Annotated in this window: 19 protein-coding genes; 13 read left to right on the forward strand and 6 right to left on the reverse strand. The window is 72.2% G+C overall.

Annotation, left to right across the window (positions count from 1 at the left end):
- The first annotated feature begins 60 nt into the window (after positions 1 to 60).
- The 4 genes from EDD29_RS04175 to EDD29_RS04190 all read left to right on the forward strand — a co-directional run bounded on the left by EDD29_RS04175 (position 61) and on the right by EDD29_RS04190 (position 5180).
- Complete coding sequence (locus EDD29_RS04175) at positions 61 to 909, forward strand: DMT family transporter (protein ID WP_246052499.1); 849 nt, start codon at positions 61 to 63, stop codon at positions 907 to 909.
- Between the two features lie 72 nt (positions 910 to 981).
- Entirely contained in the window at positions 982 to 2589 is a 1608-nt protein-coding gene (locus EDD29_RS04180; RefSeq protein WP_123662455.1) for an AMP-binding protein, read from the forward strand.
- A gap of 42 nt (positions 2590 to 2631) precedes the next feature.
- Positions 2632 to 4362: an AMP-dependent synthetase/ligase gene (locus tag EDD29_RS04185; RefSeq protein ID WP_123662457.1), complete on the forward strand. Its 1731-nt coding sequence runs from the start codon at positions 2632 to 2634 to the stop codon at positions 4360 to 4362.
- 44 nt (positions 4363 to 4406) lie between these two features.
- Positions 4407 to 5180, forward strand: a complete 774-nt coding sequence (locus EDD29_RS04190) for a class I SAM-dependent methyltransferase (RefSeq protein WP_123662459.1) — start codon at positions 4407 to 4409, stop codon at positions 5178 to 5180.
- Positions 5181 to 5241: 61 nt separating this feature from the next.
- On the opposite strand, the gene EDD29_RS04195 is transcribed toward EDD29_RS04190, so the two are convergent.
- Positions 5242 to 5958: an IclR family transcriptional regulator gene (locus EDD29_RS04195; protein ID WP_123662461.1), complete on the reverse strand. Its 717-nt coding sequence runs from the start codon at positions 5956 to 5958 to the stop codon at positions 5242 to 5244.
- Positions 5959 to 6037: 79 nt separating this feature from the next.
- Here EDD29_RS04195 and leuC point away from each other — a divergent pair, with 79 nt between their 5' ends.
- From leuC to EDD29_RS04215, 4 genes are all read left to right on the forward strand, one after another.
- On the forward strand, positions 6038 to 7435 hold the full coding sequence (gene leuC, locus EDD29_RS04200) for a 3-isopropylmalate dehydratase large subunit (RefSeq protein WP_123662463.1): 1398 nt from the start codon (positions 6038 to 6040) through the stop codon (positions 7433 to 7435).
- Between the two features lie 36 nt (positions 7436 to 7471).
- The gene (leuD, locus tag EDD29_RS04205; RefSeq protein WP_123662465.1) at positions 7472 to 8059 is read left to right on the forward strand and encodes a 3-isopropylmalate dehydratase small subunit; all 588 of its coding nucleotides are present in this window, start codon (positions 7472 to 7474) and stop codon (positions 8057 to 8059) included.
- A 223-nt stretch (positions 8060 to 8282) separates the two neighbouring features.
- A complete protein-coding gene (locus EDD29_RS04210) occupies positions 8283 to 8519 on the forward strand; it encodes an SCO5555 family protein (protein ID WP_211359552.1) in 237 nt (78 codons plus the stop codon).
- A gap of 160 nt (positions 8520 to 8679) precedes the next feature.
- The gene (locus EDD29_RS04215) at positions 8680 to 8958 is read left to right on the forward strand and encodes an HU family DNA-binding protein (RefSeq protein ID WP_123662469.1); all 279 of its coding nucleotides are present in this window, start codon (positions 8680 to 8682) and stop codon (positions 8956 to 8958) included.
- A gap of 240 nt (positions 8959 to 9198) precedes the next feature.
- Here the strand turns inward: EDD29_RS04215 and EDD29_RS04220 are convergent, their stop codons facing one another.
- Positions 9199 to 9399 (reverse strand): cold-shock protein, encoded by a 201-nt coding sequence (locus EDD29_RS04220; RefSeq protein ID WP_123662471.1) that lies wholly within the window; start codon positions 9397 to 9399, stop codon positions 9199 to 9201.
- A gap of 10 nt (positions 9400 to 9409) precedes the next feature.
- Positions 9410 to 10057: a 2-phospho-L-lactate guanylyltransferase gene (cofC, locus tag EDD29_RS04225; protein WP_123662473.1), complete on the reverse strand. Its 648-nt coding sequence runs from the start codon at positions 10055 to 10057 to the stop codon at positions 9410 to 9412.
- Positions 10058 to 10075: 18 nt separating this feature from the next.
- Between cofC and EDD29_RS04230 the strand changes: the two genes are divergently transcribed.
- Genes EDD29_RS04230 through EDD29_RS04245 form a run of 4 tightly spaced genes read left to right on the forward strand, consistent with a single transcriptional unit; the run spans position 10076 to position 14048 of the window.
- Positions 10076 to 10585: a lysophospholipid acyltransferase family protein gene (locus EDD29_RS04230; RefSeq protein WP_170201284.1), complete on the forward strand. Its 510-nt coding sequence runs from the start codon at positions 10076 to 10078 to the stop codon at positions 10583 to 10585.
- Positions 10582 to 11589: an NAD(P)H-dependent glycerol-3-phosphate dehydrogenase gene (locus EDD29_RS04235; protein WP_123662477.1), complete on the forward strand. Its 1008-nt coding sequence runs from the start codon at positions 10582 to 10584 to the stop codon at positions 11587 to 11589. The genes EDD29_RS04230 and EDD29_RS04235 overlap by 4 nt, the downstream gene beginning before the upstream one ends.
- A 47-nt stretch (positions 11590 to 11636) precedes the next feature.
- Positions 11637 to 12914, forward strand: coding sequence for a trans-sulfuration enzyme family protein (locus tag EDD29_RS04240; protein WP_246052501.1), 1278 nt, complete (start codon positions 11637 to 11639; stop codon positions 12912 to 12914).
- 33 nt (positions 12915 to 12947) lie between these two features.
- Positions 12948 to 14048: a D-alanine--D-alanine ligase family protein gene (locus tag EDD29_RS04245; protein WP_123662481.1), complete on the forward strand. Its 1101-nt coding sequence runs from the start codon at positions 12948 to 12950 to the stop codon at positions 14046 to 14048.
- A gap of 51 nt (positions 14049 to 14099) precedes the next feature.
- Here EDD29_RS04245 and EDD29_RS04250 read toward each other — a convergent pair whose 3' ends face one another.
- Positions 14100 to 16022 carry a beta-propeller domain-containing protein gene (locus EDD29_RS04250; protein ID WP_123662483.1) on the reverse strand — a complete coding sequence of 641 codons (1923 nt, stop codon included), beginning with the start codon at positions 16020 to 16022 and terminating at the stop codon, positions 14100 to 14102.
- 187 nt (positions 16023 to 16209) lie between these two features.
- Between EDD29_RS04250 and EDD29_RS04255 the strand changes: the two genes are divergently transcribed.
- Positions 16210 to 16815, forward strand: a complete 606-nt coding sequence (locus tag EDD29_RS04255; RefSeq protein ID WP_246052502.1) for an acetamidase/formamidase family protein — start codon at positions 16210 to 16212, stop codon at positions 16813 to 16815.
- A 28-nt stretch (positions 16816 to 16843) separates the two neighbouring features.
- Here the strand turns inward: EDD29_RS04255 and EDD29_RS04260 are convergent, their stop codons facing one another.
- Complete coding sequence (locus tag EDD29_RS04260; RefSeq protein WP_246052503.1) at positions 16844 to 17326, reverse strand: DUF3515 domain-containing protein; 483 nt, start codon at positions 17324 to 17326, stop codon at positions 16844 to 16846.
- Entirely contained in the window at positions 17323 to 17556 is a 234-nt protein-coding gene (locus tag EDD29_RS04265) for an Lrp/AsnC family transcriptional regulator (RefSeq protein WP_123662487.1), read from the reverse strand. The genes EDD29_RS04260 and EDD29_RS04265 overlap by 4 nt, the downstream gene beginning before the upstream one ends.
- Positions 17557 to 17565: the final 9 nt, after the last annotated feature.

A 17565-nucleotide genomic window follows, 5' to 3' on the forward strand; every position in this document is an offset into this window, starting at 1 on the left:
AGTCGGGCCCGGTGGCGTGGAGGCGGGCCCGCCGGGCTGCTCTACGGTGTGGGATTTGTGGTGACGTTTCTGGCGCTGACGGCGGCGTGCTTGTACGGGGTCGGGGATTTCGTGGGCGGGGTCGCGGCTCGGCGGGCCGGCGTGCTCGCGGTGCTGCTGGTGGGCATTCCGGTGGGCCTCGGGTGCACGGCGGCCGTCGCGGCCGTCGCGGGCGGGGCGCCGACGGCGGCGGGCCTGGGATGGGGCTTCGCGTCGGGCCTGGCCAGCGGCGTCGGGTTCCTGGCGTTCTACCGCGCGCTGGCGATCGGCCCGATGAGCGTGGTGGCTCCGGTGGAGGCGCTGGCCGGGACCGTCGTCCCGGTCGCGGTGGGCCTCTGCCTGGGAGAGCGCGCGGAGGGACGGGTGCTGGCGGGGGTCGCCCTCTGTGTGGGGGCCATCGGTTTCGTCAGCAGGGAGCGGGGCGGCGGCCGGGTGTCGTGGCGGCCGACGGAGGGTCCGGGCCTGGCGCTGGTCGCGGGGCTGGGCTTCGGGGTGTTCTTCGTGCTGCTGCACCAGGCGGGGGACGGCGGCGGGCTGTGGCCGCTGGTCGCCTCCCGCGCGGGAGTGCTCACCGCGGTCCTCCTCGGGCTCGTCCTCGCCCGCCGGGGGAACGCGCCGGGCGCGGTCCTGCGCGACCCTCGCACCCTCGCCCTGGCCCTCGCGGCGGCCTGCGTCGACGTGGCCGCCAACGTCTCCTACTTCCTGGCGAGCACCGCGGGGATGCTCTCCGTCGTCGCGGTGCTGACGTCGCTGTATCCGGCGGTCACCGTCCTGCTCGCGCGGGTCGTGCACGGCGAGACGCTCCAGGCGGCGCAGCGCCTCGGCCTCGGGATGGCATTGACGGGAGTGGCCCTGGTCACCCTAGGGTGAGACCCGCCTTCAAAATGACCGGTAAGCGATGATTTACTACCGGGCACATGACTCTGCAGGGGACGGCGCCATATGTCTGGGTTGGATCTGGCGAACTTGTTCGAAGCGATCGCGGCCGCGATCCCGGAACGCGAGGCGGTGGTCTGGCGCGGCACCCGCCGCACGTTCGGCGAGACCGCGGACCGGGTGCGCCGGCTGGCCCGCGTCCTCGGCGCGCACGGGCTGGGGCGCACCGGTGAGCGCGGCGAGCCCTGGACGTCCAACCACGACCATCTGGCGCTCTACCTCCACAACGGGCCCGCCTACCTCGAGGGACTCGTCGGCGCCCACCGCGCCAGGGTCGCGCCCTTCAACGTCAACTACCGGTACGTCGACGACGAGCTCGTCTACCTGTTCAACGACGCGCGCCCGAAGGCGATCCTCTTCCACGCGGCCTTCGCGCCGGTCCTCGAGCGCGTCCTGCCCTCGCTGACGACCGAGCCGCTGCTCCTCCAGGTCGCCGACGACTCGGGCAACCCGCTCCTGCCCGGCGCCCTTGACTACGACGACGCCCTGGCCGCCGCCCCCGACGGCGCTCCTACGGCGGTCCCGGACGCCGACGACCTCCACATCCTCTACACCGGCGGCACCACCGGGATGCCGAAGGGCGTCCTGTGGCGGATCGAGGACCTCGTCGAGGGCCCGCTCGGCATGCTCCGCAAGGACGGCACCCGCTACGAGGGCCCCGCCGAGATCGTCGCGATCGCCGCGGCCCGCGCGAGCGCGAAGGTGCTCGTGCTGCCGCCGATGATGCACGGCTCCGGCACCTGGACGGCCCTCGGCGGCTGGCTCGGCGGCGCGACCGTGCTCATCCCCGACGCCGTCGACAGGTTCGACCCCGTCGCCACGCTCGACCTGATGGAGCGCGAGGGCGCGACCCGGATCCCGGTGGTCGGCGACGCGTTCGTGCGCCCGCTCGTCGCCGAGCTGGAGCGCGCGCCCCGCGACACCTCGCGCATCCGCCACCTCATCAACTCCGGCGCGGCGATCAACCCGGCCACCAAGGCCCGCCTCGCCGAGCTGATGCCGCACACCAAGATCTTCGACGTGGTGGGCTCGTCCGAGAGCGGGCTGCACATCACCCGGTACGGCGCCGCCGACACCGCCTTCCAGGCGACGCCCGGCGCGGCCGTCGTCAGCGAGGACCGCACCCGCCTGCTCGCTCCCGGCGACGAGGAGATGGGCTGGCTCGCCAAGGGCGGATCGATTCCGCTCGGCTACCTCGGCGACGGCGCCAAGACCGCGGCGACGTTCCTGGAGATCGCGGGACGCCGCTGGGTCCTGCCCGGCGACCGGTCGCGGCACCTGGCGAACGGCACGATCGAGATGCACGGCCGTGACTCGATGACCATCAACACCGGCGGCGAGAAGGTCTTCGCCGAGGAGGTCGAGGCGGTCGTGCGGGCGGTGCCCGGCGTCGCCGAGGCGCTGGTGCTCGGCCGCCCGTCCGAGCGCTGGGGCACCGAGATCGTCGCGGTGGTCAGGCTCACCGCCGAACTCTCCGACGATGAGCTGCGCGACGCCTGCGCGGCCCGCCTCGCCCGCTACAAGATCCCCAAGACGTTCGTCCGTACCGACCGCGACCTCCGCCTGCCCAACGGCAAGGCGGACTACGGCACGGCGCGTTCGCTCACCAAGTAAGGCCCCGCACGCAGCCCCTCCTACCTCCCCGGGAGCTCGCCCATGTCCCACCCCAAGACCCTCGTAGAGGCGTTCCAGAACACGGTCGCCGAGATACCCGACGAGGTGGCCCTGCGCACTCCGGGCGGCGCCCAGAGCTACACGTGGGCTCAGTACGCCGCCAAGGTGGAGCACCTCGCGCGCGCGCTGCACAAGCTCGGCATCAGGCGCGGCGACAGGGTCGCGCTGATGCTCACCAACCGTCCGGAGTTCAACTTCGTCGACACCGCGGCGCTGCACCTGGGCGCGATCCCGTTCTCGATCTACAACACCAGCTCGCCCGAGCAGATCGCCTACATCATCGGGCACGCCGGACCGAAGATCGCGGTCGCCGAGGACCAGTTCGTCGCGCGGCTCACCGAAGGCGGCGCGGCGTCCCTCGACCACCTCATCAACGTCGCCGACCTCGACGCCCTGGTACCGGACGAAGAGTTCGACTTCGCTTCCACCTGGAAGTCCGTCGACCCCGACGCCGTCATCACCCTCATCTACACCTCGGGCACGACCGGCCCGCCCAAGGGCGTGGAGACCACCCACCGGGCGGCCCTGGCCAACGCCGCAGGGCTCGCCGCGGGCTTCGAGGTCCGGCGCGGCGACCGCGTCACCTCCTACCTGCCCTCCGCCCACGCGGTGGACCGGATGGCCTCGCACTGGCTGCACATGCTGCACGGCACGGTCGTCACCTCGGTCGCCGACATCACCCAGATCCTCGGCGCGCTCGGCGAGGTCCGCCCGACGGTCTGGGCCGCGGTCCCGCGCGTGTGGGAGAAGATGAAGAACGGCATCCAGGCGCTGCTGGCCGGGGCCGACGAGGAGAAGCGCAAGGCCGCCGAATGGGCCTTCGACGTCGGTCTGCGCAAGGTGCGGCTGGAGCAGTCCGGCCAGCCCGTCCCGGAGGAACTGGCGAAGGAGTACGAGCTGGCCGACCAGCTCGTCTTCGCCACCATCCGCCAGCTCCTCGGCCTCGACGAGATGCGCTACGCCTTCTCCGGGGCCGCGGCGGCCCCGAAGGAGACCTTGGAGTTCCTGCTCGCGATGGGCCTGCGCGTCGTCGAGGCCTGGGGCATGACCGAGGTGACCTCGGTGGCGATCTCCAACCCGATCGACGCGCCGAAGATCGGCACCGTCGGCAAGGTCATGCCGGGCATGGAGGCCAGGATCGCCGACGACGGCGAGCTGCTGGTGCGCGGCTCCTGGGTGATGAAGGGCTACCGGGGCGACCCGGAGAAGACCGCGGAGGCGATCGACGCCGAGGGCTGGCTGCACACCGGGGACGTCGCCACGATCGACGCCGACGGCTACATCACCCTGGTCGACCGCAAGAAGGAACTGATCATCAACGCGGCGGGCAAGAACATGTCGCCGAGCAACATCGAGAACACCATCCGGGCGCACAACCCGATGCTCGGCGGGATCATCGTGGTCGGCGAGGGGCGGCCCTACAACGTCGCGGTGTTCTCGCTCGACCCCGACGCGGTCGCGGGCTACGCCGCGGCGAACGCGCTGCCCGCCGACCCGGCCGTCCTGGCCAAGGAGCCGGCGATCCTCGCGGTGGTGCAAGAGGGCGTGGACCAGGCCAACGCGAAGCTGTCCCGGGTGGAGCAGATCAAGAAGTTCGCGATCGTGGGCGGCTACTGGGAGCCGGGCGGCGACGAGCTGACCCCGACGATGAAGTTGCGCCGCAAGCCCATCCACAGCAAGTACGCCGAGGAGATCGAGGGCCTGTACACGTGACGTTCGAGTGGCACGTTCGTTACTGAGGGTGTACGAATCGTGCCATGGCCTTCACGCAGCGTCAGCGTTCGAGTCTTCTGTTCCAGGTGGGGCACGCGATGCGCCATCCGTCGCGCATCCGGCCCTACCTGAGCCGGTACGCCCGCGATCTCGTGCTGCGCGCGGGCGCGCCGGACCACGTCGCCTATTACCGCGAGGTCATGCGCGCCGAGGTGGCCGACAAGAGCCCGTTCGACGCGGTCGGCAGCCCGAGCCACGGGCACTGGCTGCGCAACGGGCGGCGCCAGTTCGACTACCTGTGCGCGCACGGCCTGCGGCCGGGCCACGCGGTGCTGGAGATCGGGTGCGGGAACCTGCGCGCGGGCTGGCGGCTCATCCGGTATCTGGACTCCGGCCGCTACCACGGGATCGACATCTCGCCCGACATCCTGCTCGCGGCGTCCGACACCCTGGTCCAGTACGGCCTCCAGGACAAGCTGCCGCACCTGACGCTGGTCGGTGATCTGACGTTCTCCAGCCTTCCCGACGATCACTTCGACGTCGTCCACGCGCACAGTGTGTTCAACCACACGCCGATCGAGGTGATCGACGAGTGCTTCGCGCACGTGGGCCGGATCATGCGCCGGGACGCGTTCTTCGACCTGACCTTCGACCGCACCGAGCGCGCCGACCACCAGGTTCTCCAGGAGGACTTCTACTACCGCACCGACACCCTCGTCGGCCTCGCGACGGCCCACGGCCTCACGGCCCGCTTCATGGACGACTGGGAGGCGGGCCCGTCCCCCCACAGCAAGCTCCGGCTGACCAGGACGTCCTAGACACGCGCTTTCCAGGGAGCACCGCCGGGCGCGGCCGATCACCGCGACGCCGGAGGCGGCGCTAAGAAGAGCGGCGCATCGACTCCGAGATCTTCTCCGCCGCCGCGACGACGGGGCCGGCGTGGACGCGGCCGGGGGAGCGGGTGAGGCGCTCCAGGGGGCCGGAGACGGAGATCGCGGCGATGACGCGGCCGCCGTTGCCGCGGATGGGGGCGGAGACCGAGCCGACGCCGGGCTCGCGCTCTCCGATGGACTGGGCCCAGTTGCGGCGGCGCACCGAGGCGAGGGTGGCGGCGGTGAACTTGGCGCCGCGCAGTCCCCGGTGGAGCCGGTCGGGCTCCTCCCAGGCGAGCAGGACCTGGGCGGCGGATCCGGCCGTCATGGGCAGGGACGCGCCCACGGGTACCGTGTCACGGAGGCCGCTGGACCGTTCCGCGGCCGCGACGCACACCCGCACGTCGCCCTGCCGCCGGTAGAGCTGGGCGGACTCGCCGGTCAGGTCGCGCAGCTGGGTGAGGATCGGCTGGGCGATCGCCAGCAGGCGGTCCTCGCCCGCGGCGACCGCGAGTTCGGCGAGGCGCGGGCCGAGGATGAACCGGCCCTGGGTGTCGCGGTGCACGATCCGGTGGTGCTCCAGCGCCACGGCCAGCCGGTGGGCCGTGGGGCGGGCCAGACCGGTGGCGGTGACGAGCTGGGCCAGCGACGCGGGGCCGGCTTCGAGGGCGTTGAGGACGAGAACTGCTTTGTCCAGTACGCCGACTCCGCTAGAGTTGTCCATACCTCGATATTGCCGTCTCGATAGATGAGACGCAACTCGACGGAAGATGATGAAGATCTCAACGGAGAGAGGTGCACCGATGGGCCGCACACTGGCCGACAAGGTTTACGACGCGCACGTCGTGCGTCGGGTCGAGGGCGAGCCCGACCTCCTCTACATCGACCTGCACCTCGTCCATGAGGTCACGTCGCCGCAGGCCTTCGACGGCCTGCGGATGTCCGGTCGCCAGGTCCGCCGCCCCGACCTGACGATCTCGACCGAGGACCACAACGTCCCCACCCAGAACATCGACCAGCCGATCGCCGACCCGGTGTCGCGCACCCAGGTCGAGACGCTGCGCAAGAACGCCTCGGAGTTCGGCCTGCGGCTGCACCCGATGGGCGACCGCGGCCAGGGCATCGTGCACGTCATCGGCCCGCAGCTGGGCCTGACCCAGCCCGGCATGACCGTGGTCTGCGGCGACTCCCACACCTCCACGCACGGCGCGTTCGGCGCCCTCGCGCACGGCATCGGCACCTCCGAGGTCGAGCATGTCCTGGCCACCCAGACGCTGCCGCAGATCAAGCCGAAGATGATGGCCGTCACCGTCGAGGGCGCGCTGCCCGCCGGCGTCACCGCCAAGGACCTGGTCCTGGCGATCATCGCCGAGATCGGCACCGGCGGCGGCCAGGGCTACATCATCGAGTACCGCGGCCAGGCGATCCGCGACCTGTCGATGGAAGGCCGCATGACGGTCTGCAACATGTCCATCGAGGCGGGCGCCCGCGCCGGCATGATCGCCCCCGACGAGACCACCTTCGCCTACCTGGAGGGCCGCGAGTCCGCGCCCAAGGGAGCGGACTGGGACACCGCCGTCGCTTACTGGAAGACCCTGAAGACCGACGACGACGCGGTCTTCGACAAGGAGGTCGTCATCGACGCCTCCACGCTGACCCCGTTCGTCACCTGGGGCACCAACCCGGGCCAGGGCCTCCCGCTGGGCGCCTCGGTGCCGTCGCCGGAGGAGTTCACCGACCCGATCGAGCGCCAGGCCGCCGAGCGCGCGCTGGAGTACATGGGCCTGGAGGCCGGCACCCCGCTGCGCGACGTCAAGGTCGACACCGTCTTCGTCGGCTCCTGCACCAACGGCCGCATCGAGGACCTGCGCGCGGTCGCCGGGGTCCTCAAGGGCCGCAAGGTCGCCGAGGGCATGCGCGCGCTGATCGTCCCGGGCTCGGTCCTGGTCAAGATCCAGGCCGAGCAGGAGGGCCTCGACAAGGTCTTCACCGAGGCCGGCGCGGAGTGGCGCGAGGCGGGCTGCTCGATGTGCCTCGCGATGAACCCGGACAAGCTGGTCGCGGGTGAGCGCAGCGCGTCCACCTCGAACCGCAACTTCGAGGGCCGGCAGGGCAAGGGCGGGCGCACCCACCTGGTCTCCCCGGAGGTCGCCGCCGCCACCGCCGTCAAGGGCCGCCTGGCCGCCCCCGCCGACCTGTAGCCGCCCGGCCTGACTGGTCTGAGAAGGAGATCCACGATGGAGAAGTTCACCGTCCACACGGGCCGCGCGGTGCCGCTGCGGCGCAGCAATGTCGACACCGACCAGATCATCCCGGCCGTCTGGCTGAAGATGGTCTCGCGGACCGGCTTCGACAAGGGCCTGTTCTCGGTCTGGCGCGAGGACCCGTCCTTCGTCCTGAACAACCCGGTCTACGAGGGCGCCTCGATCCTGGTCGCGGGCCCCGACTTCGGCACCGGCTCGTCCCGCGAGCACGCGGTGTGGGCGCTCCAGCAGTACGGCTTCCGGGTCGTCATCGCCCCCCGCTTCGGCGACATCTTCCGCAACAACTCCACGAAGATGGGCCTGCTGCCCGTCATCCTGGACGAGAAGATCGTCGAGGAGCTGCAGTCCGCCGCCGAGGCCGACCCGCAGACCGAGATCACGGTCGACCTGGAGGCCCGCGAGGTCCGCTGCGGCGACCTTACCGCCTCCTTCGACCTGGACGACTACACCCGCTGGCGCCTCATCGAGGGCCTGGACGACATCGGCCTGACCCTCCGGCACGCCGACGACATCACCTCCTTCGAGGCGTCCCGTCCGTCCTGGCTGCCGGTCACCCTGTAGGCCCTGCCGCCGAAGAGACCCCGGCCCGCACCAAGGCCAGGAGATGGGCGGCCGCCCACCACGCGCGGCCGCCGTTCGTCCGAGCGCGCGCCCCTCGAACACACAGTTCCGAGGGGCGCGCGTCCGTCTTTCCGGCGGGCCCCGGCGCGCCCGGCCTCCGGCGGTCCCCGCTTCGGGGGTCCCGCGCGGGCGGGCTCCGGCGGACGGCTGCGACAATTGCCGCATGGGTGCTGAGGATGACCGGTCTGGACCGGCCTGGGACGACCCGGTCCTGATGCTGCTCGCCGATCGGCTGCGCACCGCGCACCAGCGGATCGCCCCCCTGCCGCGGGACACGCGGCGGCGGCTGCACCGGCAGCTCCTGGCGATCACCGACCTCGCCAAACGGGACCACGAGCTCGCCGCGCGCCGGCTGACCACGTTCCTCGACGACATGGACGCCGACCCGTCGCACGCCTGACGACCGGAGCGGCTACTCCCAACGAATCCCCATAAGCAGGGCGATATCTGCCTTTGGATTCGCCCATGACATGGGAAAACTCGCGACAAGGTGATTGTGTGGTTCGTGTGATGCCCTTAGTTTCGGGGGCGCAACGGGGGAAGCCGGAGGAGTAAACCCTATGAACAAGCGTGAGCTGGTCGACGCGATCGCCGAACGGCTGAACGGCAGCAAGAAGGACGCCGCCGAAGCCGTCGAGGCGTTCCTCGACACGATCCAGACGACGGTGGCGAAGGGTGAGAAGGTCGCCATCACCGGGTTCGGTTCGTTCGAGAAGGCGCACCGCCCCGCCCGTACCGCGCGGAACCCCGCCACGGGCAAGACGATCGAGGTGGCTGAGACGTCGGTGCCCAAATTCAAGGCCGGCGCCGACTTCAAGAACCTGGTCGCAGGCAAGTGAGTCGCAGGCAGTAACCGTCTGACGCGAGACGCCCGCATGCTCATTGTGCGGGCGTCTTCGTGTTGCCCGGCGGAACCGCCCTCCGGGCTGTGCTCATCGGGGCCCGGTGACGGCTCTTGGGGAGCCCGGCTTCGCCGGGGAGCCTCCCTCCGGGCCGTGCTTACCGGGGGCCTGGTAGCGGGCTCTTGGGGCCCGGTTTCGCCGGGAGTCCGCCACCGGGCTCGCGCTCACCGGCCCGGCTCAGGGCAGGGGGAGCGTCGACAGCGTGATCGCGGTGACGCGGGCGCCGTCGTGGGCGAGGTTGACGCGCTGCCCGAAGCGGAGCAAGCGCAGCCCCCCGGCGGCGAACGCCTCGGCGTCGAAGGGCAGCTCGCTCCCGTCGTCCAGCAGCACGCTGCCGGAGGCGGTCGCGGTGTCGAAGTCCTTCACTGTGCCCTGCATGGCAGCCACCCTAGCCGGGGGAGCACGCCAGGATCAGGGAGGCGACCTCCGCGGTACGCGGTCCGACGCCGAGCCCGAGGGCGGCGCGCAGGTCGTCGAGGGTGTCCACGTCGGTTCTGAGGCTCGCCAGTTCCGGGCAAGGCAGCTCGGCGGCTCCCAGGGCCAGGTGGCGCGCCCGCGAGGCGCCGCCGAAGGCCGGGGAGAAGGACGCCCCGGGCGACGCGGTGTACAGGACGGTCCCCGTGCGCGCGCTGTCGGCGAGGAACCCCTGGGGGTAGGCCGACGCGCAGGAGAGCGCGGAAGCCAGATCATCAGGACGCAGCGCGGGAAGGTCGGCTTGGAGTGCCGCTCGGGGAACCGCTGAGCCTATGGACTCGGCGCCGCGCCGCAGTGCCTCGTTGAGCCCCTGAGGAGTCCCCTCGGGCAGCGTACGGGCGCCCAGGGCGGCGAACTCGGCGGCGGCCGAGGGGTCGCCGGTGACCACGAGCACCTCGGCGACGGCAGGGCAGCGCAGCGCCGCCGCGACGGTGTCCAGCGCCACCGCGAGCGCGAGCGCGGCGCGGTGCGCTCCGGCGGCCCCGGCCAGGCGGGACTTGCCGAGCGTCGGCGGTTTCACCGGGACGATCAGCGTCCATCCGGCGACGACGGTGTTCGACATGACAAGGACGACATTAAGGTGTTCCGATCGCGGCCCCGCCGCCAGCCCGCCAGGAAGGACGCGGTCATGCTCTCCGGCTCCGCCTCCGCCCGCCGCTTCTCGCGCGGCCGGAGGCCGTGCGCTCCGGCCGTCCCGCTGCCCCCGCGCCGAGCGGGCCGGGCCGTCGCGTTCTTTCCCGAGGGCGCCCGCGCCCGCGACCGGACGCGGTGGCCGATGCGCGCCAAGACAGGCGCGGCCCCGCCCGCCCCGGAGACCGGCGTCCCGGCGGTCCCGGCGGCCAGGCGGGGCGCGCATGAGCTGCCTCCCCACCGGCTTGGCGGGCGCCACGCGCCGCCGCGCGAGACGACGGGGGCGGCGGCAGGCGAACCGGTCGACCTGACCGCTTATGCCGACTCGACCCCTGACGCCGATACCCTCAGAGCGGCGACCGGTGAGATCATGCGGAAGATCACGGTGTCGCCGGGCGAGCTGCGGGATCAGGCGCCGCCCGAAAGGCCGTACGTCCATGAGGAGCGTAGACAGACGTGACGCGCGTTGCGGTGATGGGAGCCGGGTCCTGGGGGACCGTCTTCGCGAAGGTCCTGGTGGACGCCGGGAGCGACGTGGTGCTCTGGGGGCGGCGGTCCGAGGTCACCCGTGAGATCAACGAGCGGCACGAGAACACCGAGTACCTGCCCGGGGTGACCCTGCCCGAGCGGCTGCGCGCCACCACCGACGTGGCCGAGGCGCTGGAGGGCGCGGAGTTCGTGTGCCTCGCCGTCCCGGCGCAGACGCTGCGGGAGAACCTCGCGGCGTGGGCGCCGCGGATCCCCGACGGCGCGGTCATGGTCAGCCTGATGAAGGGCATCGAGTCCGGCACCAGCCTGCGGATGTCCGAGGTGATCACCGAGGTGCTTGGCGTCGGGCCCGAGCGCGTCGGCGTGGTCTGCGGGCCGAACCTCGCGCCGGAGATCGCCCGCGAGGAGCCGGGCGCGGCGGTCGCCGCCTGCGCCGACGAGGAGACCGCGCTGCGGCTCCAGGGCGCGTGCATGAACCCCTACTTCCGCGTCTACACCAGCACCGACGTCATCGGCTGCGAGGTCGGCGGCGCGGTGAAGAACGTGATCGCGCTGTGCGTCGGCATAGCCACCGGCCTCGGCTTCGGCGACAGCACCAAGGCGCTGCTCATGACCCGCGGGCTCGCCGAGATCATCCGCCTCGGCGTGACGCTCGGCGCGCAGGAGCCGACCTTCGCGGGCCTCGCCGGGCTGGGCGACCTCGTCGGCACGTGCAGCTCACCGTTCTCCCGCAACCGGACCTTCGGCGAGAACCTGGGCCGGGGCATGACACTGGAGGAGGTCATCGCGGTGACGCGGCAGACCGCCGAGGGCGTCAAGTCCGCGCTGCCGATCCTCTCGCTCGCGCGCGAGCACGCGGTGGAGATGCCGATCACCGAGATCGTCGCCGCGGTCATGCACGACGGGGTGCCGATCGAGGAGGCGTACCTCAAGCTCATGACGCGCTCGCCCAAACCCGAGCGCTACGGCGTCTAGCCGCGAAATCCCACCACCCGCTCACGTGTCGTGACAACATGGTCGCGATGCGTAAGAGAACGAGGGGTGAGAACACCCGGGCCGTCCAGCTTCCCGAACCGCCCGTGCCCGCGCAGCGGCCGTCCGCGCCGCCCGTCTACCGCACGAGCTCCTTCGCGTTCGCGAGCGCGGCGGAGCACGCCGACCTCGTCCACGAGGGCGGCGGCTACCTCTACGGTCGCGTCGACAACCCCACCTGCGACGCGTTCGCCGACGCCGTGGCGGCGCTCGAAGGGGTGGCCGTCGAAGGTGTGCGGGCGCAGGCGTTCGCCTCGGGGATGGCCGCCGTCAGCGCCGTGCTGCTCGCCTTCACCCGGTCCGGAAGTCATGTCGTCGCCCCGCGCGCGCTGTACGGGGGCGTCTACGAGGTGCTCGCCGGGCTGATGTCCCGATTCGGGGTGACCGCCGACTTCGTCGACTTCACCGACCCCGCGCGGGTCAGGGCCGCGCTGCGCCCGACGACCCGGCTGGTGTGGGCCGAGGCGCTGTCGACCCCCGCGATGGAGGTCGCCGACCTGCCCGCGCTGGCCGCCGTCGCGCACGGCGGGGGCGCCCTGTTCGCGGTGGACTCGACCGTCGCCACCCCGGTCCTGTGCCGTCCGCTGGAGTACGGCGCCGACCTCGTCGTCCACTCGGCGACCAAGTACCTGGGCGGGCACGGCGACGCCGTCGGCGGGGTCGTGGCCGGGCGCGCGGACCTCGTCGGGGAGCTGCGGCGCGTCCGGGTCGCCACCGGCGCGGTGCTCGGCCCGGACGACGCGTTCCTGCTGCGCCGCGGGCTGGAGACGCTGCCGCTGCGGGTGCGCCGCCAGTGCGACACCGCCTCCCAGTTCGCCGCGGCGCTGGCCCGGCATCCCGCGGTGGCGGCCGTGGACTACCCGGGCCTGCCCGAACATCCCGGGCACACCCTGGCGCGGCGGCTGTTCGATCGCGGCCCCGAGGGCACCCGCTTCGGCGCCCTGGTGACGGTGACGCCGCACGGCGGCCGGGAGGCCGGGATCGCGCTGTGCGACGCCCTGCGCCTCGCCAGGCCCGCGACGTCCTTCGGCGGGACCCGCACCACGGTCGCCCACCTCGGGACCACCGCGCTGACCGGCCGGGACGACGCGCTGCTCGCGGGCGGCGGGGTCGCGCCGGCCGCCGTGCGGTTCTCCATCGGCCTGGAGGACGCCGAGGATCTGATCAGGGACGCGGCGGAGGCCCTCGACACGCTGCCGGTCGTGGACCACTCTGGGAGTGCGACGGCGGGGGCCGGACGTCTCAGCGAGGAGGCCGTGTCCGGCTGACCGACCGCCGAGGGCGATAGAGTCGGAGCCATCATGCCGGAAAAGATCACAGTCGCCGTGGTGTTCGGCGGCCGAAGCTCAGAGCACGCCATCTCCTGCGTCACCGCGGGCAGCGTCATGGCCGCCATCGACCCCGACCGCTACGAGGTGCTGCCCATCGGCATCGCCCGCGACGGCCGGTGGGTCCTCGCGCGCGATGAGCGGTTGGCGATCAGCGACGGCGCCCTGCCCGAGGTCTCCGGCGACGGCCCCGCGCTCGCGCTGCCGTTCGACCCGGACGCCGCGGGGCTCGTCACCATCGAACCGCACGAGATCCCGCGCGCGCTGGGCAAGGTCGACGTCGTCCTGCCGCTGCTGCACGGCCCGTACGGCGAGGACGGCACCATCCAGGGGATGCTGGAGCTGGCGAACCTGCGCTACGTCGGCGCGGGCGTGCTGGCCAGCGCCGTCGGCATGGACAAGGCGTTCATGAAGCTGGTCTGGCAGGCCCAGGGCCTGCCGGTCGGCCCGTACGTGATCATCACCGACCGCGAGTGGCGGCTGGAGCGCGAGCGCAAGCTGGACGAGGTCAAGCAGCTCGGCTGGCCCGTGTTCGTCAAGCCCGCCCGCGCCGGATCCAGCATGGGCATCTCCAAGGTGAGCCGCGCCGAGGACCTCGTCCCGGCGATCGAGGCGGCCCGCGAGCACGACCCCAAGCTGATCATCGAGTCGGGCATCGAGGGCGTCGAGGTCGAGTGCGGCGTCCTGGAGGGCGTCGGCGACGGACCCAACGAGGCGAGCCTCCCGGCCGAGATCGTCATGCTCGGCGAGCACGACTTCTACGACTTCGAGACCAAGTACCTCGACGGCACCTCGCGGCTGGAGATCCCCGCGGGCCTGCCCGGCGAGGTCGTCGAGCGGCTGCGCGCCACCGCGGTGCGGGCCTTCGACGCGCTCGGCTGCGAGGGCCTGGCCCGGGTCGACTTCTTCGTCACCCCCGAGCACGACCTGGTGCTGAACGAGATCAACACGATGCCCGGGTTCACCCCGACCTCGGCGTTCCCGCAGATGTGGGCGGCGACCGGCCTCGAGTACTCCGAGCTGGTGGACCGGCTCATCCAGACGGCGCTCGCCCGTCCCCTCGGCCTGCGCTGAGGGACGGGCCACCGCCCGGACGCCGCGTGAGCGCCCGGGCGGCGTGCCGCCTCACCGCTGCGGCAGCCGGATCCAGGCCTTGGACTGCAGGGTGGCGGCGTCGGTGATCTTGATTCCGGACTCCGAGAAGGTCCACACGGACCCGCCGAGGTAGACGGCGCGGCCGACCATCTCGTGCTTCCGCGGGTGGGTGATCTCGCCCAGCAGGGCGATCTTCTCGGAAGTGACGGACAGCACGAGGGTCTTCTCGAACGCCGGCAGGACCGTCAGGCCCGTCTCCGGCAGGAACAGGAAGCCGTGCGCGTCGTGCTCCACGACGGTCTGGACGTTCTTCACGTGGAGCTGGGACAGCCGGGTGGGGGAGTCGCCGGACACGTCGAACAGGGACGCCTGGAAGCCTTGGATCCGTCCTTGGCGGTCGGCCTCCTGCCCGATGCCGAGGAGCCGTCCGTCGGCCGTCGGGTGCAGGTAGGCGGAGAACCCGGTGATCTTCAGCTCACCGAGGGCGCGCGGCGCGGCCGGGTCGGAGAGGTCGAGGGTGTAGAGCGGGTCGACCTGCCGGAAGGTGACGACGTAGCCCCGGTCCCCGATGAAGCGGACCGAGTAGATGCGCTCGTCCTTCCCGAGCCCGCCGATCGCACCGAGCTCCTTCAGCTCGGTGCCTTGCGTGGACAGGATGTGGACGCTGCTCTCTTCCTGCATGGCGTCGGTGACGGCGACGCGAAGGTTCCCCTCGTGCTCTGACAGCGAGTACTGGTTGAGGAGCAGCCCGGGAACCTCTCCGGAGCCCGTGTAGCGCGGTTCCTGCCCGGTGAAGGCGAAGCGGTGGACGCGAGTGCTCGCGACCTCGGAAGACTCCGGGCGGGAGAGCTGCGCGGGCTCGGCGTAGAAGACGTCGGCGCCCACGGTCTCCGTGACGTACAGGCTGTCGGCGGTCCCGTACACGGTCTCGCCTCCGCCGCTCACCACGGTCGCGGGACTGGTCTCGCCGAGGGGCCGGGTGAGGTCGAACGCCAGGATCGTCGTCATGGAGACGCCGTCGGCCTTCGCGGGGTGGCTGATCCGGTCGCAGGGGACCTGGTGGGTCACGGGGGAGCCCTCGGGCCCGGTGACGGTGTAGGACGGCTGGAAAGCCGCAAGAGGCGCGTTCTGGACGAGTTCGCGGTTGTGCTTCAGGAGGCGGGGCTCGGCCTCCTCCCAGCGGCGGAGGTCCCGCTTCTTCGGCCTGGGGAGGTCGAGCCGCGGCACACTGCCGAGGACGAGGCGGACGGTCGAGCCGACCTGACGGGCGTCGACGAGGTTCCCTGGGACCTCCAGCTCCGAGACGATCTTCCGCATCTGCAGGTCGACCTGGACGGCGTGGAGGCTCCCGTACATGCCGGGGTAGGGGCCCGCGAAGTCGTCGAAGGCGATCCGCGGGTCCACCGTGGTGCCGAGGACGAGGGCCGTGTCGCCGTTCAGGAGGAGCCTCGTGCCCCTCTCGAAGCCCTCGGGGAGGTCGATCTCGGCGGTGGTCGCGCCGGTGCGGGCGTCGAGGACGCGCAGCGCGCCCCCGGCGACGAGCAGCACGCGGGTCCCGTCGGTCTTGACCTCGTCGGGCTCGTCCACGCCCGCGACGTGCACGTTGGTCGTGGAGTACGCGTTGTCCGCCGCCGGTGCCGGGGCGGACATCGCGACGTCGGACTGGAGCTCGGCGGTACCGCCGGCCAGCATGTCGAAGAAGCCGTTCCGTCGGACGAGGGAGCCGTCCAGGTGGACGCCGTCGCCGTTGGACAGCGTGCCGTAGGCGTCCACGAGGGGAGTGGCGGCGGCCCGCAGGGAGTCGAGCAGGTCGTCGCAGCCCGAATAGGAGACGAGGCCGATCTCGGGGAGCTCCACGGGGGCCTCGTCCGGGGGCGGAGGGCTCGCCGCGAGGGCGGCGAGGACGAGGCCCGGCACCAGGAGGAGCGCGGCCAGGGGGAGGGTACGTCGCATACCCGTCCAGACGGATGACGGCGCTTCCAGCGTTGCTCGGTGCCCCGCACGGGCGAGGTGGCCATTCGGACACAGAGAGTGAGATGACCCTTACCGCGCTGTAAAAGCCGGGAAACGGGTCCGAAACAGCGCACGGTGCACTATCTCCTTGGCTAGATATTTCTTCAGTCAGCGTGAAGGGGGCTTCGTGCCGCTCCTGTCGTACGGCGCCCAGACCGTCCCCGGGCACACCCGGTGGCACCCCGAGATCCCCGCCGTCGCGGAGGTGATCTCGGGCGGATCGGTGCGGATGGAGTGCCGCGGCTTCTGGGGCGCCCGCGAGGCCCTGCTGTGCGGGCCGATCGCCGTCGTCGGCGCCGAACCCGGCGACGTCATCGTGGTCGACGTCCTCGGCATCGGCAGAGCCGACGGGGGCCCCGCGCTCGGCGCCCATCCCGGAGTGGTCGGCTGCGCGCCCGGCGACGACGCCCTGCCCGTCGAGGTCGAGCCCGACGGCCCCCTGCTCGGCCGGGTGCGGCCCGGCCTCGCCGACTACCAGCCGGTCGCCGCGCGGGCTCTGCGCTCGGCGGCGCTGGCGGGCCAGATCGTCGGCTCCTGCGCCGACGCCCGCCTCACCGCGGGCTCGCGCATCGTCCTGCCGGTGCACGTGCGCGGCGCGAAGCTCTCGGCGGGCGACCTTCACTTCGGCGACGGCTGCACCGCCCTGGACGGCTGGATCGACCTGCGCGTGAACCTCACCAAGCGCGGCGTCGAGCGGTTCCACGTGACGGGCCCGCTGCTGATGCCCGCCTGAACGCGCCCGCCCGGACCGGGAGCCCGCGCTAGAACTGGCCCTCGGGCTTCTTGGGAAGGGCGTCCAGCGCCGAGGTGAACTCGGTGAGCAGCTCGCCCGGAGGGCTCCCGGCGGGCGTGTACTCCTGCGGGATCGTCACCTCGACGTAGGCGGTGCGGCCGACCAGCGTCCAGGTGGACGGCCGGTCGCCTTCGACGGGCAGCCAGTCGAGCCCGTCGACGGTCACCACGCGCTCGATCAGCCCGGAGTCGGGGTCGGCAGGCCGGGCCACCCCGCAGCGCACCGCGATCGCCGGACTGCCCCACGCCGCGACGTACGGGGACGCCGGATCGGTCTCGCGGCGCTCCTTGCCGTCGACCTTCACCGGGTAGGACAACGCCTCGCAGGCGGCCGCGGCCGTCGCGTCGGGCGTCGGGACCGGGACCTGGACGGGACCGCCGGAGCAGCCCGAGACGAGCAGGGCGAGCCCGAGGGCCGCGCCGAGCGGCACAGCGGATCTGGCGGGAATCACAGATGCACGATAGGGCAGGTCAAAGTCCGGGTGATTCCGGGTACCCCCTGGATGCGGGCCACCACGAGCCTGCCCAGGTCGTCCATGTTCGGCGCCTCCGCCTTCACGATCACGTCGTAGGGACCTGTCACGTCGTCGGCCTCGACGGCGCCCTCGAGCCCCGAGACCGTGCGGGCCACTTCTGCGGCCCTGCCGACCTCGGTCTGGATCAGGATGTACGCCTGCACCATCGCGTCTCC

Origin of the sequence: Actinocorallia herbida (genome assembly GCF_003751225.1) — a bacterium.
Lineage (GTDB): Bacteria > Actinomycetota > Actinomycetes > Streptosporangiales > Streptosporangiaceae > Actinocorallia > Actinocorallia herbida.

Coding starts and splice junctions, on each gene's coding strand:
- EDD29_RS04195 (WP_123662461.1), bottom strand. CDS start 5,958: ATGGACAACTCTAGCGGAGTCGGCGTACTGGACAAAGCAGTTCTCGTC.
- leuC (WP_123662463.1), top strand. CDS start 6,038: ATGGGCCGCACACTGGCCGACAAGGTTTACGACGCGCACGTCGTGCGT.
- EDD29_RS04265 (WP_123662487.1), bottom strand. CDS start 17,556: ATGGTGCAGGCGTACATCCTGATCCAGACCGAGGTCGGCAGGGCCGCA.
- EDD29_RS04190 (WP_123662459.1), top strand. CDS start 4,407: ATGGCCTTCACGCAGCGTCAGCGTTCGAGTCTTCTGTTCCAGGTGGGG.
- EDD29_RS04240 (WP_246052501.1), top strand. CDS start 11,637: ATGCGTAAGAGAACGAGGGGTGAGAACACCCGGGCCGTCCAGCTTCCC.
- EDD29_RS04210 (WP_211359552.1), top strand. CDS start 8,283: ATGGGTGCTGAGGATGACCGGTCTGGACCGGCCTGGGACGACCCGGTC.
- EDD29_RS04180 (WP_123662455.1), top strand. CDS start 982: ATGTCTGGGTTGGATCTGGCGAACTTGTTCGAAGCGATCGCGGCCGCG.
- EDD29_RS04245 (WP_123662481.1), top strand. CDS start 12,948: ATGCCGGAAAAGATCACAGTCGCCGTGGTGTTCGGCGGCCGAAGCTCA.
- EDD29_RS04215 (WP_123662469.1), top strand. CDS start 8,680: ATGAACAAGCGTGAGCTGGTCGACGCGATCGCCGAACGGCTGAACGGC.
- EDD29_RS04220 (WP_123662471.1), bottom strand. CDS start 9,399: ATGCAGGGCACAGTGAAGGACTTCGACACCGCGACCGCCTCCGGCAGC.
- leuD (WP_123662465.1), top strand. CDS start 7,472: ATGGAGAAGTTCACCGTCCACACGGGCCGCGCGGTGCCGCTGCGGCGC.
- EDD29_RS04185 (WP_123662457.1), top strand. CDS start 2,632: ATGTCCCACCCCAAGACCCTCGTAGAGGCGTTCCAGAACACGGTCGCC.
- EDD29_RS04250 (WP_123662483.1), bottom strand. CDS start 16,022: ATGCGACGTACCCTCCCCCTGGCCGCGCTCCTCCTGGTGCCGGGCCTC.
- cofC (WP_123662473.1), bottom strand. CDS start 10,057: ATGTCGAACACCGTCGTCGCCGGATGGACGCTGATCGTCCCGGTGAAA.